Origin of the sequence: Vibrio sp. T11.5, from assembly GCF_027587155.1 — a bacterium.
Lineage (GTDB): Bacteria > Pseudomonadota > Gammaproteobacteria > Enterobacterales > Vibrionaceae > Vibrio > Vibrio neptunius.
The window spans coordinates 45,652-58,337 of sequence record NZ_JAPPTP010000016.1 but is presented as its reverse complement, the minus strand read 5'-3'; the positions used below and the strand labels follow the sequence as shown (position 1 = coordinate 58,337).

The 12,686-nt window shown below is 44.9% G+C and carries 9 protein-coding genes and 2 pseudogenes; 5 read left to right on the top strand and 6 right to left on the bottom strand.

Annotated elements, in window-relative coordinates; all coding sequences use genetic code 11:
* The first annotated feature begins 5 nt into the window (after positions 1-5).
* From OH455_RS15905 to OH455_RS15885, 5 genes and pseudogenes are all read left to right on the top strand, one after another.
* On the top strand, positions 6-2,276 hold the full coding sequence (locus OH455_RS15905) for a tetratricopeptide repeat protein (RefSeq protein ID WP_269982051.1): 2,271 nt from the start codon (positions 6-8) through the stop codon (positions 2,274-2,276).
* A gap of 111 nt (positions 2,277-2,387) precedes the next feature.
* On the top strand, positions 2,388-3,953 hold the full coding sequence (locus OH455_RS15900; RefSeq protein ID WP_206368358.1) for a GGDEF domain-containing protein: 1,566 nt from the start codon (positions 2,388-2,390) through the stop codon (positions 3,951-3,953).
* Between the two features lie 208 nt (positions 3,954-4,161).
* Positions 4,162-5,523, top strand: coding sequence for a nucleotide 5'-monophosphate nucleosidase PpnN (ppnN, locus tag OH455_RS15895; RefSeq protein WP_045974737.1), 1,362 nt, complete (start codon positions 4,162-4,164; stop codon positions 5,521-5,523).
* 67 nt (positions 5,524-5,590) lie between these two features.
* A complete protein-coding gene (xni, locus tag OH455_RS15890) occupies positions 5,591-6,376 on the top strand; it encodes a flap endonuclease Xni (RefSeq protein ID WP_269982050.1) in 786 nt (261 codons plus the stop codon).
* Between the two features lie 118 nt (positions 6,377-6,494).
* Positions 6,495-6,710, top strand: a pseudogene (locus tag OH455_RS15885) (DNA/RNA non-specific endonuclease); the annotation flags it as partial.
* Between the two features lie 30 nt (positions 6,711-6,740).
* On the opposite strand, the gene rlmM reads toward OH455_RS15885, so the two are convergent.
* The 6 genes and pseudogenes from rlmM to OH455_RS15855 form a co-directional block, all read right to left on the bottom strand.
* Positions 6,741-7,832, bottom strand: coding sequence for a 23S rRNA (cytidine(2498)-2'-O)-methyltransferase RlmM (rlmM, locus tag OH455_RS15880; RefSeq protein ID WP_269982049.1), 1,092 nt, complete (start codon positions 7,830-7,832; stop codon positions 6,741-6,743).
* The gene (locus tag OH455_RS15875; protein WP_422636351.1) at positions 7,829-8,230 is read right to left on the bottom strand and encodes a DUF423 domain-containing protein; all 402 of its coding nucleotides are present in this window, start codon (positions 8,228-8,230) and stop codon (positions 7,829-7,831) included. The genes rlmM and OH455_RS15875 overlap by 4 nt, the downstream gene beginning before the upstream one ends.
* Positions 8,217-8,840: an alpha/beta family hydrolase gene (locus OH455_RS15870; RefSeq protein WP_269982048.1), complete on the bottom strand. Its 624-nt coding sequence runs from the start codon at positions 8,838-8,840 to the stop codon at positions 8,217-8,219. The genes OH455_RS15875 and OH455_RS15870 overlap by 14 nt, the downstream gene beginning before the upstream one ends.
* Positions 8,833-9,740, bottom strand: a pseudogene (locus tag OH455_RS15865) (transcriptional regulator GcvA). The gene OH455_RS15870 and the pseudogene OH455_RS15865 overlap by 8 nt, the downstream one beginning before the upstream one ends.
* Before the next feature lie 400 nt (positions 9,741-10,140).
* A complete protein-coding gene (gene thiI, locus OH455_RS15860; protein WP_045974731.1) occupies positions 10,141-11,589 on the bottom strand; it encodes a tRNA uracil 4-sulfurtransferase ThiI in 1,449 nt (482 codons plus the stop codon).
* 140 nt (positions 11,590-11,729) lie between these two features.
* Positions 11,730-12,680, bottom strand: a complete 951-nt coding sequence (locus OH455_RS15855) for a flagellar motor protein MotB (protein WP_206375793.1) — start codon at positions 12,678-12,680, stop codon at positions 11,730-11,732.
* Between the last annotated feature and the right edge of the window lie 6 nt (positions 12,681-12,686).

Genomic DNA, 12,686 nt, shown 5'->3' with positions numbered 1-12,686 from the left:
CAAGAATGCAGATTTTGCGCTGGGAACGTTTGTTTGGACTATTGGTTTTATTTCTGTCATCTCAAGTGATGGCGTCGACCGTATATTCATCGGCAATGCTCAATGAAGCCAGTACGCTGGTGGATATCGTACCAAAACAATCCAAACAACTCGCGTCCAATTATCTCGCACAACGCAAACTGACTGACCAAACAGAAAAGAGCCCATCAGCCATCTCACGAGATGACTCTGACAGCAGAGTTAGAACCCCCGGCGGTTCCATCGACGCCCTAAAAATTCTCGCCCGCGCAGAGTTCAACCTTGGTAATCCTGAACAAGCCCTTAAGTATCTTCACGAGGCTAAAACCCTGACGACCACTTATCGTCTCCCATATTTGCGTCTCGATTTACGTATACTCGAGATCCGCTTGCGCTGGAAAAATGATGGTGATGCAGAAAGCGCTAGAAACGATATTTTGAAGGTTGAACAAACGTTTAATGCCATCCAGAATCCAGAGCAACTGGCTAAGGGGCTCAATTATCAGCTGAAGATGCTTAAGGCAGACATCGCCTCTGCTGAAGGCAAGATAGCACTAGCTAATCAGTTATACGAGGATATGATTCCTTACATAGAACAATCGAAAAACAAGCATACTGTCATCGCCTATCATATTGCGTTGGGTAAACACTTCCTTAGCCATAAGATTTACAACAAGGCACTTTCTGAACTGTTAACTAGCTACTGGGGGGCGATTGAAGATACATCAGGACTGCAACTGGCTGAAGTTAACCGTCTATTAGGACAACTGTTCTACGAACGACGCGTACTCGATAAAGCAACCGATCACTTTTCCCAAGCTGCCGATTTTTACGACAACTATGAAAATTCACCGATTCTGCCTCCAATTCTCAAACGAATGGGCGATATCTATTATCATCAGGGCAAATACAATCTGGCCTTGGTACACTATTTCAATGCCATCGATCATGAACGTATTCAGAATAACATTGAAAACGTCATCGCCATTCGTCTCGCTCTGGCGGCAACGTACTTACAACTCGTTAACTTTCCTCTCGCCGAGCAATACTTGGAACGTGCCGAGGAACTTCTGGCCTATGTCGACATTCCAAAGCTCAAAGCACAAGCACTACTGCTAGAAGCTGGCTTAGCCTCACATCAGAGACATCCCAAAGAGGTCGTAGCCAAAGCGAATAGAGCATTAGACATCGCTATCAAACTTGAAGATCTTTCCATACAGAAACATGCCTATCAGATGTTGAACGTCGGTAACGAGCTATTAGGTAACTATAAGGCGGCTTTGCAATATCTCCAACAATACAACGCACTGGCCAGTATTGAACAGCAAGAATTGGATCTGATCAACGAAGATGACTTCCGCCAACAAAAAGACGTCGTTGAACAAACACTTCATCTAGTCGGACAAAAGCAAAAGTTGGAGCAAACTGAAAACGAATATCATAAATTCCAGAAAATCTCATTCACACTGTTTGTGACCTGCGCACTACTGTTTATCTTCTTACTCCGCCGCGGCCACATCATGAGTGTGCAAAAAGATGAAATCGATGAGCTGAATGATGATCTCTATACACACTCCCGTTCTGGTCTTAAGAACTTGCGTATGCTCCATGCCAAGCTACCTGCGTCGCTGGAAGCAAGCAGCCACAAGTTTGAAAAGTGGCATGTGGGGGAACTCATTCATGAACCACTGAATGATCGGCTGCGCTTTGTGATGATCGATGTCCCTTTCTTACGCAACATGTACCTACAACATGGATACTCACACGGACTCAAGATTGAGAAAGCCTTTGGGCAGTACCTAAAAGAGAAGGTACAACGCCCAGCAAGGGTGTATCATTTCTCCGATGCAAACCTACTCTACATCGAGCCGAACAGCGATAGCATGGCGGATCCAGAGCAAGGCTTTGAAACAATACAACACTGGGTGGATGAATTCGCTCAGAAATATGGGCTGAATAATATCATTCGTATGGGAATGGCTGACTACCCATTTTTACCCAGAGCCTATACCGCCATCAATGACAAAGAATTGCTGGATATTTTGCTCATGTCGACCAGTGCTGCACGCACTTTGAGTATGAAGGAACATTCAAGCCAATGGGTATATTTAAAAGCCATTGAGAACGCGCCTGCGGCCAGCCTAGCAACCGGTAATATTCGCAAAGCGTGCAAACATTCCATCAGCCAGGGGCTAATAAAAGTGCACTCTTCTTACAAGAATGAGGAGAGCATCAAAAAATTATTAAAAGATGAGTAAAAGCTGCTCAAACGGATAATGTTGAACGTGACGCGGTAATTTTATTTGTTATTATCGTTCGATTAATTAATAAGATCCTCTTCGATCTTATCTTCATAAGTATAGATTTTCATGGACGTCCTCGAGCAAGATATTCAGTCACAGCTGCACAATCTGAAATCTCAATTAGAGCAGGTTCGATTGACACAAAGAGATACCTCGTTCAAATTTAAAAGAGAACAAAAGGTATTAAAGCGTATTCTTGCGTCACTGAGTGATGCATGTGGCGGTGAAGATCCAAGACTAAAGTCAGGGCTAACCGAACTTAGACAAGCGATAGAGCAACAAAAAGACGTCAGTTCACTGATCCCGAAGCTGGCAGTGCTTGAGCGTTTGCTCAAGCAACAGAGTGTGGCTATGGAAAAACAGACTGAGCATCTGGACTCCCAGATAAAACACAGCGGCGAAACTCTGTTACGAGTAACAGGCCTGCCAGCAAAAGTAAAACGCGACCTACGCGATTTGCTCAGCTATTCTAGTGGCGTCGAACGCCCTAAAGCAGACTCAGCGATGAAGTTGCTCGCGATTTACGAACGCTCCTTGAAAATCATCACATCCAACCCTGACTCGGCCAGCAACCAGATCACTAGTAGCGCTGACAAAGAGCTGTTGTTTCGCCTGTCGGATGAACTACAACACGTCATCACTGAACTGGACTTTGAAGGTGAATCTGGTGACTTACTGACAGATATCCGCGCTAAGTTGCTCCTCGGTGTCAATACGCATGTGTTGATTGAACTGACTCTTCAGGTACTGAAGTTAGTCATCGATGGCACTAAATATGAACGAAAAACCTCAGAGCAGTTCTTGGAGCAAGTCAATGCGTCGCTTTCCTCGACGCTAAAAAGTTCTTCCCAGAATGTCGATCAAAGTCAAACCTACTTTGAGCATCGTCAGGACATGAATAGTGAACTGGATGAATTAGTTGCTGAGACTAAAGCAAAAGTCGACAGTGCTAGCTCCCTCGATTCTCTACAAACACAACTCAACCCAATACTGGCGAAACTGAGTTCTCTTTCTGAACGCCTCCATCACGCCGAGCAACGTGAACAAGCTCTGATTGAACGTATGGGTTATGGCAAAAACCAGCTGGAAGCCTTATTCGAAGTCACACAAGATTATCGTCGCCGCCTCGAAGATCAAGCACAGAGGGTCTTACTGGATCCGCTTACCAAAGTGTACAATCGTACCGCTTTTAATGATCGCTTGGAATTGGAATACCGACGTTGGATCCGGTCACAGAACAACCTACGTATTGTTATGCTCGATATTGACGGTTTTAAATCGATTAATGACAGCTTTGGCTATACCGCAGGTGACAAAGCACTGAAGATCATTGCACGTACGATAAAAAAAGAGCTATCTGACACTGACACCGTGGCACGCTTTTCTGGAGAAGAGTTCATTTTGTTAATGCCAGACGGCTCAGATAGTGACTGCTTTAATACTATCCAAAATATTCAAAGCAAAGTTGCAAAACTACCGTTCAAGTTTCGTGAACAAAACCTTGTTATTACTATGTCTGCTTCAAGCACAGGCTTTAAAGAATCTGACACACCGGAAGAAGTGTTGGAGCGTTTAAATCGAGTATTAAACGAAGCGAAGACCATAGGCCCGAACCAGCTAGTGTGGAAATAACGCTCTTCTCTACTTTCTTCAAAAGCCATTCACAGCGTGATTGATCTAGTTATATCAATCAGTTAGCCTTTTATATCCTCCAAAGCATGCTAAGATTGTTAGTACCTGTCGTATTTACAATGCGCTATTAACGGCGAAGTATACACAGAGTCACAACCATTATAAGAAGAGTTTTGTAGAGAAGTTTTCTCTCATCAAGGAGGTTACTATGATCACGCATATCAGTCCGGCTGGTAGTATGGATCTGCTTTCTCAGCTCGAAGTTGAGCGTCTTAAAAAGACTGCCGCCAGTGATCTTTATCAGCTCTACCGAAATTGTACGCTTGCGGTACTAAATTCAGGCAGCCACACAGATAACTCCAAAGAACTGCTCGATAAATATAAGTCGTTTGACGTCAATGTTGTTCGTCGCGAGCGTGGAATAAAGTTAGAACTCAATCATGCGCCTGAACATGCTTTCGTCGATGGACACATCATTAAAAGTATTCAGGAACATCTATTCTCTGTGCTGCGCGATATTGTCTACGTCAACATGCACCTTGCAGACAATCAACGCCTCAACCTAACCAATGCCAGCCACATTACCAACTTGGTATTTGGCATATTACGCAATGCCGGAGCCCTGACTCCAGGTATTGAACCTAATCTTGTCGTTTGTTGGGGTGGACACTCTATCAATGCGACTGAGTACCAATACACACGAGAAGTCGGTCATGAGCTCGGCTTGCGTGAACTCAACATCTGTACAGGTTGTGGACCAGGGGCAATGGAAGGGCCAATGAAAGGAGCGGCGATTGGCCATGCCAAACAACGCTACTACGATCAACGTTATTTGGGTCTTACCGAACCATCCATCATTGCGGCTGAGCCACCCAACCCAATCGTCAATGAACTGGTGATCATGCCAGATATCGAGAAACGTCTCGAAGCCTTTGTGCGTATGGCACATGGTATCGTGATCTTCCCAGGCGGAGCAGGAACCGCAGAGGAACTACTTTACATTCTTGGTATCATGATGCATCCAGACAATGCGCATCAACCATTACCTATCGTCCTTACGGGACCGAAAGAGAGCGAAGAATACTTCCGCTCTATTGACCGATTCATCGGTGAAACTTTAGGTGAAGATGCTCAGCGACACTACGAGATTGTCGTTGATGATCCAGAAAAAGTAGCGCAAATTATGAAACGCGGTATGGCAGATGTTCGCCAGCACCGTAAAGACACTGGTGATGCGTATAGCTTCAATTGGTCACTTAAGATAGAGCCGGAGTTTCAATTGCCTTTCGAGCCAACCCACGACAATATGGCAAGTCTTGATCTGCACCTAAATCAACGTCCTGAAAACCTATCAGCCGCTCTTAGACAAGCCTTTTCAGGTATCGTAGCAGGTAATGTAAAAGCAGAAGGTATTCGTGAGATTGAGCGCCACGGTCCGTTTGTGCTTGATGGGGATGTCGCGCTGATGAAGAAAATGGACAAGTTGCTACGCGACTTTGTTGCTCAGGATCGTATGAAGTTACCTGGTGGAACCGCTTACGAGCCATGCTACCAAATAAAGACAAGCTGATCGCAGCTGGTAATCTGTTTTTCATGCTTTACAATAAGGGCTTCTTAGCCCTTATTTTTTGATTTTTATGTCTATTCATCTTGTTATTATTGATGCTTTGAACCTGATTCGACGCGTCCATTCGGCGCAACCCGACCCAAACGATATAGCAAGAACCATTACCACAACCACACGAACATTGAATCGAATCATCAGCGAATCGCAGCCAACGCACATCATTGCAGTATTCGACCATCACCTCCAAGAAAGAGGTTGGCGCGCTGCAGTTCTCCCTGAATACAAGCAAAACCGCAAACCCATGCCAGAGCCATTGCTTAACGGCTTAGATGCAATTCAGCAAGCATGGTGGGAACTGGGGATTGACTCTCTGCTCTCTGAAGGTGATGAAGCCGATGATTTGGTAGCAACGTTGGCAATGAAAGTGGCGAGTTATAAAGAAAAAGTGACGATCATCTCAACAGATAAGGGCTACTGCCAGCTGCTGTCACCGACTTTACAGATCCGCGATTACTTTCAACATCGTTGGCTTGATGCACCTTTTATCGATAAAGAGTTCGGCGTCAAACCCTCTCAATTGTCTGACTACTGGGGGTTGACTGGCGTGAGCTCCAGTCAGGTTCCGGGAGTCCCCGGTGTTGGCCCGAAGGCAGCCAAAGAAATCCTTACCCAGTTTGAAGATATTGAAAAAGCCTATGCATCTGATGAGCTAGTCGCTAAATATCGTAAAAAACTCGATGAGCACATCGATTCCGCCCGTCGATGTAAAAAAGTTTCGGCGCTGAAAACAAACATTGAGTTGGGTTTCAATCTGCAAGATATTCGCTTTACTGGCCCCCATACTCCTTCAACCTAACGCAGCTCAAGCTAAGGCCTTTAATTATAAAACCGTGTTTATAAAATCTGTTGTGAAATCCTTTTCTTTCAAGAATTTAACAATCATCAAACCAAGACCAGATTGAGATATCATGGTTCCAAATCTCTTCTATAAAGTCATTCTTGACCCCTACTTCAACGATGCGTTTGTAGTCCTACATCGTGATGTTTCCAGTAGCGAACTGGCAAGCTTTGTCACCACTATTGACGATGTCGAACAACAAACCGGGCTAGACTTCTTCTCACTACTTAGTGATAGCGTTGAGAGTTCAATGGAGTCTCAGCTTTGGGAGATGTGGCCGACATCAGAGTAAATGTAAAAAACGCTCCCGAGGGAGCGTTTTTTATCTTGGCGAGATGTTCGATAAACTCTGAACATGTACCGTGATCTCTTCACGATCGTGGTAAAGGTGTTTCGCCTGGAGCTTAAATTTCACTTTATTCTCAATCAGGAAGATCTTGAGGTTTTCAATATCTTCCAGAACTTCATCATAACGACCTTTCATTGGCAATTTCAGGTTAAACAGCGCTTCTTTAGCCCAACCGCTGATGATCCACTCACCCATCAATTGAGCAACGCGAGATGGCTTCTCTACCATGTCACAAATTAACCAAGTCACGTTTTTACGTGCAGGCTCAAATTTGAAGCCATCTTCCTGATGATGCTTAACCTGACCCGTTTCCATCAGGCTGTCAGCCATCATGCCGTTATCCACCGCGTGAACAAACATCGAGCGCTTAACCAGCTGATAAGTCCAACCTCCCGGGCACGCACCCAAATCAACACCCCACATACCAGCAGCCAGACGTTCATCCCATTCTTCTCTTGGAATGAAGACATGAAACGCTTCTTCTAACTTAAGCGTTGATCGGCTTGGTGCATCTGCTGGGAATTTGAGACGTGGAATCCCCATAAAAAACTGTGAGTTATTGCTTGGCAGAGAATAACCAACAAAGCAGTGACCAGGAGCGACAAAGCAAATGTGCAGAACAGGCTTTTTAGGGCTGTCTTTCGGCAACAAAATGCCTTTGCCGCGCATGGCTTGACGCATAGGAACCGTGAACTTACGACAAAACTTAAGCAGTTCTTTCGCTTCGTTGGTATCCGGTGTTTCGATGCGGATATCGCCACAACGTGGGAAAGATTCAACCTCACTGAGCTCTTCTAAAATAGGAGAAATACGGTCTTCGCGTGGAAGGTCTTTAATCTCCACCGCAACTGCAAACATTTGACGTGCGAAAATCAAAGACTTAAAGTCGAGTTCTTTCGCCAGACGTTCCGCATCACCCGACTGATAACATTCAAACAGTACGTAACCAGTGTTGTTCTTTACACGAGGGAAGCCAAACACTTCAAGTTGAGTTGCGCGATCCTGAATCTCTCCAGCACACTCTTTTTCAAAACCAGATCGGCAGTAGAGCATTAAGTGTTTCACTGATTCACCTCTTTAATCTGTAACGCTGCGAAAACAAACAGTCCCCAGCCAAGCATAAAGGTCAAACCGCCGAATGGAGTGATAGGTCCAAACCATTTGATTTCGGTTAATGCAAGGGCGTAGAGGCTGCCACTAAAACAAAAGATGCCGATGATAAAACAATTTGCAGCAAGGGCGAAATATTTTTGCGCTTTCTCAACCATGCCTATCCTAAGTAAGACTCCACAAAGTAAAATCGCTAGAGCATGAATAAATTGATACTGGACGCCTGTATTAAAGACATCCACTAAATAAGGCGATAGTGATTGCTTTAACCCGTGAGCGGCAAAAGCGCCGAGTGCGACGCTAACTCCGGCAAATATCCCACCAACGGTAAGTAACTGCTTACTTTTCACCATAGTTCTCCAATATAAAATCCGCTAGATGCTCAACCGCCAGAGCGATATTGCCCGCTTCGGTATGACCAGAGCTCTTTCTAGGTTTGAAACTATGATCGCCATCAGGGATAAATTTCACCTTGATGTCAGCTGAGAGAGCGAAATCTTTAAACTCATCCTGCTTACCAAAAGTATCCCTCTCCCCCTGAAGGATTAAACACGGCTTATTGAGCGTCGCCAGATGCTCGCCTTTGTATTTTTCGGGTTTACCCGGTGGATGAAAAGGAAAGCCTAAACAGGCAATCGCTGCCACGTTACCATCTTCAGCAAGCAAGCTGGCCATGCGCCCGCCCATAGATTTCCCGCCAATCACAACAGGTACATCAGAAAACTCGCCAATTACGGCCTGATACGCTTCTAGAAGCTTGGGCGCTCGATCTGGCGGGCGACGTTTGCCATCTTCGGCGCGCTTAACCATATATGGGAAGTTAAAACGGACAACTTGAATCCCTTTCTTCGCTACCCCTTTCGCTACCGCCGTCATGAAATCATGATCCATACCGGCTCCCGCACCGTGAGCAAAAACAAAAACGGGTCTACCTTGCTCACCATCAATTAGAAAATCAGTCATCCAGTAGCTCCTCTTGCTCACTTTGTGCCTTGGCAAGCATCCAGTCACGGAATGTGGCAATGCGCCCCATATCAGCCTGTTTGTCGTGACACACCACATAGAACGCGTTCTTAGATACTAACAGCTCATCAAATGGCGCAATCAGTCGCCCCGCTTCCATTTCTGGCTGAGCTAAGACGTTGTTACCTAACGCAACTCCCTGCCCATGTGCTGCAGCTTGCAACACCATAGTCGAATGACTGAATATAGGGCCGTGATTCACGTTAATGCCTTCAATACCGTGTTCTTTAGCAAACTGCTTCCAATCTTTTCGCGAAGTATCATGAAGCAATGTATGGTGCTTAAGGTCACTTAGAGTTTCTAATGGTTTATTGCTCAACAACAGAGATGGAGAGCAGAGTGGGATAAGAAATTCTTGATACAATTTATCGCACGTAACCCCGGCCAATTTCCTCTACCATAGTAAATCGCAACGTCTACATCGTCAGTAAGTGAGCCTTCATCCATGTCTACTGCTTTAATACGAACATCAATATCCGGTTCCTGTTGATTAAAGTCGGCTAGACGCGGAACTAGCCATTGAATCGCGAAGCTGGGCGGTAGGCTGATAGTCAATGCGCCTTTTTCACTGCGCTCTAGCACTTTATCTGTCGCTTCTGAAAGCGAAGTAAAGATATCTTTGATATCCAGAAAGTAGCTTTGACCTTCTTCCGTTAGCAGCAATGAACGGTTGCGTCTCCTGAACAGTTTCAGGCCGAGAAACTCCTCTAACGCTTTAATTTGATGACTAACTGCAGCCTGAGTCACAAATAACTCCTCTGCTGCTCTAGTAAAGCTCAAATGACGTGCAGCAGCTTCGAACACTTTTAAAGAGTTCAAAGGTGGCAATCTTCTAGACATGGCACCCTTCCATAAATTGGATTAGTTTTTTTAATCTGAAACATTATAAAATGTCCATTGCCTGACGACCAGAGAAATTCTATATTTCCCCACGCAGCAAAAGCCAGAACGGCTTGATTCTTTTTTGAATCAATTGGCACTTTGTTGCGATGTTGTGTTTGCAAACTCGTATTTCGAGTTAGGTAGGTTTCTACCAAGTTTCGCCTCTCTAGCTAGAGACGAAACACATACTTCCTGTATTTATTTTGACCTGTCTGTCAAATTATTTAGCACCGCCTAACGGCGGTGTTTTTTTATCCATTTCACTTATCAAGATACCCGTTAAATATCATGAATAAGCCATACAAATAAAAAAGCGCAAACCGAACGATTTGCGCTTTATAGGTGCTTAAAATCCGTATTAAGGGCGGTAAACCTTAACGTTAGTAAAACCTTGGTCTAGCAGATATAACGCTTGTAAACGACTCATAACCCCACGATCACAGTACAGCAGGTAAGTCTTCGTCTGATCTAAATCACCAAACTGTGTACCCAACTTATAGAAAGGCAAGTGTTTCACTTCAACACCGTCGATCTCAAGTGGATTATCTTCTTCTTCTTCTGGACTACGAATATCGAGTACAGTCGCATGCTGCTCAACCGCTTGAACTTGCTCTACTTCAGGAGCCGCTTCTTCAGACTCTTTCGCAATATCACGGATGTCCATCTGACGAGCATCACGGACCACTTGCTCAAGAATACTAAAATCAAACTTGTCTTCTTCAGCGTCAAGTTTCGCTTTGACGGCTTTCACTGTCGGTTTCTTCGAAATCACGCCACAGTACTCAGGCATTGTCTTGGCGAAGTCTTCCGTACCGATATCGCGCGCTAAATTGATGATATCTTCTTTATCCCAGTTAATAAGCGGGCGTAGAATCAAAGTATCTGTAACGTTATCAATATGGCGCAAGTTAGTTAGGGTCTGACTTGATACTTGACCTATTGCTTCACCAGTGACCAAAGCCTGAATACCAAACTTCTCAGCGACCATACCAGCAGCACGCATAAACATACGCTTGAGAATAACCCCCATTTGGCCATCGTCGACCTTTTCAAGAATTTCAGCTACGACAGGCTCAAAATCAATCGAGATAAAGCGTACTTTGGCAGAAGAACCATACTTGTTCCACAGATAGTGTGACACCTGCTTAACACCGATTTCGTGCGCAGGGCCACCAAGGTTAAAGAAGCAGTAGTGCACTTTAGAACCGCGCTTGATGTGTAGGTAGCTTGAAACACCAGAATCAAAACCACCCGAGATCAGGCTCAATACATCTTCTTGGGTACCAAGAGGGAAACCACCCAAGCCTTTGTAACGTTTAATTACTTGGTTGAGCTTTTCGTTTGCCACTTCTACTTTGATCGTCACATCAGGATTACGCAGTTTCACGCTTGCACTTTCAATCGCTTGGTTCAGGCCACCACCAACGTAGCGTTCCAGCTCGATGGAGGTGAAGTCGTGCTTACCGCGACGCTTAGCTCGAACAACGAATGTTTTTCCCTCAAGGCTAGGACGATTAAGTTCAAGTACCTGCTCGAAGATATCATGCAAATCTTTAAACTCTGACTGCTGAACTTCCAATACATGATGGATACCTGGAGTTTGAGTCAGCACTTCCACTGTTTCTTTGTAGAAGTCATCCGACTCCGCTGTAACTTCAATATGGTCACGACGGTTGAAAACAGCAACAGACTCTGTACGACTCTTAATAATGTTACGGATATTGCATTCAAGAATCTTTGTGAAGCGCTTACGCACAGATTCACTTTTTACAAAAATTTCTGGATGGGGCTTTACGATAAATTTCATAATTCACTTCACAAGTTTACTGTTTGCTATTCTCACGCTCTACTGAGCCTAGCAGCTTAGCGTTACGCTGCCTCTAAGGGCGCAAGATTATACATGAAGCAAAGACCATAAAAAAGACGAGCATTTAGCTCGTCTTTTTCTCAGTTAGTACTTGGTAGAGATGGGACCTCATCACTATAGAGAGGTTCTCCCTGCATAATACTGATTTCAACACGTCGGTTACGCGAACGCTGAGCTTCAGTGTCGTTTGGACCTAGCGGCTGTGTATCAGCCATACCTCGCACCTGAAGGCGTTGATGAGAGAAGCCACGTACTTTTTCCATTTCCTGCGCGACAGAGACAGCACGCTGAGCTGACAGGTCCCAATTCGAGCGATACAACTCTGAGTCTAGGCGTTGATTATCGGTATGTCCTGAAACTCGCACTATACCCGGAATATCTTTAACTAATTCCGCAATTTGCCGGACTAAAGGTCGAAATTTGGGCTGAAGAAATGCAGAACCCTCAGGAAATGCCCCTTTCTCACGAATACGGATATCAATCTGCTGGCCTAAGTTCTCAACTTCAACCGCGCCCTGCTCAATTTCACGCTCTAACGCTTTCTTTATGCTCTCCATCAAAGTTTCCAGCTCCTGCGAGAGTTCTGCTGATTGCTGTTGTTCGCTGTCTGATTCTGAGTTTTGATTGTCTTGAGTCGAGGTATCGGGTGATTTGCCACCGGTTTGTTTCCCTTTATCACGCTGCACACCACCAGCACGGTCTGATTCACCTTCATGAAATTCCAGTGTCTGTTGGGTAATATCAATGGTCTGCTGCATAATGACATCAATCGGTGTCGGCTCAGGTCGCCCAGGGCGAAATTCCTGAGCAATAATACTTGTTCCTTTAGGAATATCTTTAACTTCCAACCGGTTCTGTACACCGAAGGCAAATTTCATTGAACCTGCGATTTGCTTAAACTTCAGAACGTCCATCTCAGAAAACGACAACAGAAGTACGAAGAAGCACATCAACAGTGACATTAAGTCAGCAAATGTTCCCATCCATAGCGGTAAGCCGGGGGGCGGGCATTTTGGTTCTTCATCTTCCATACCAAC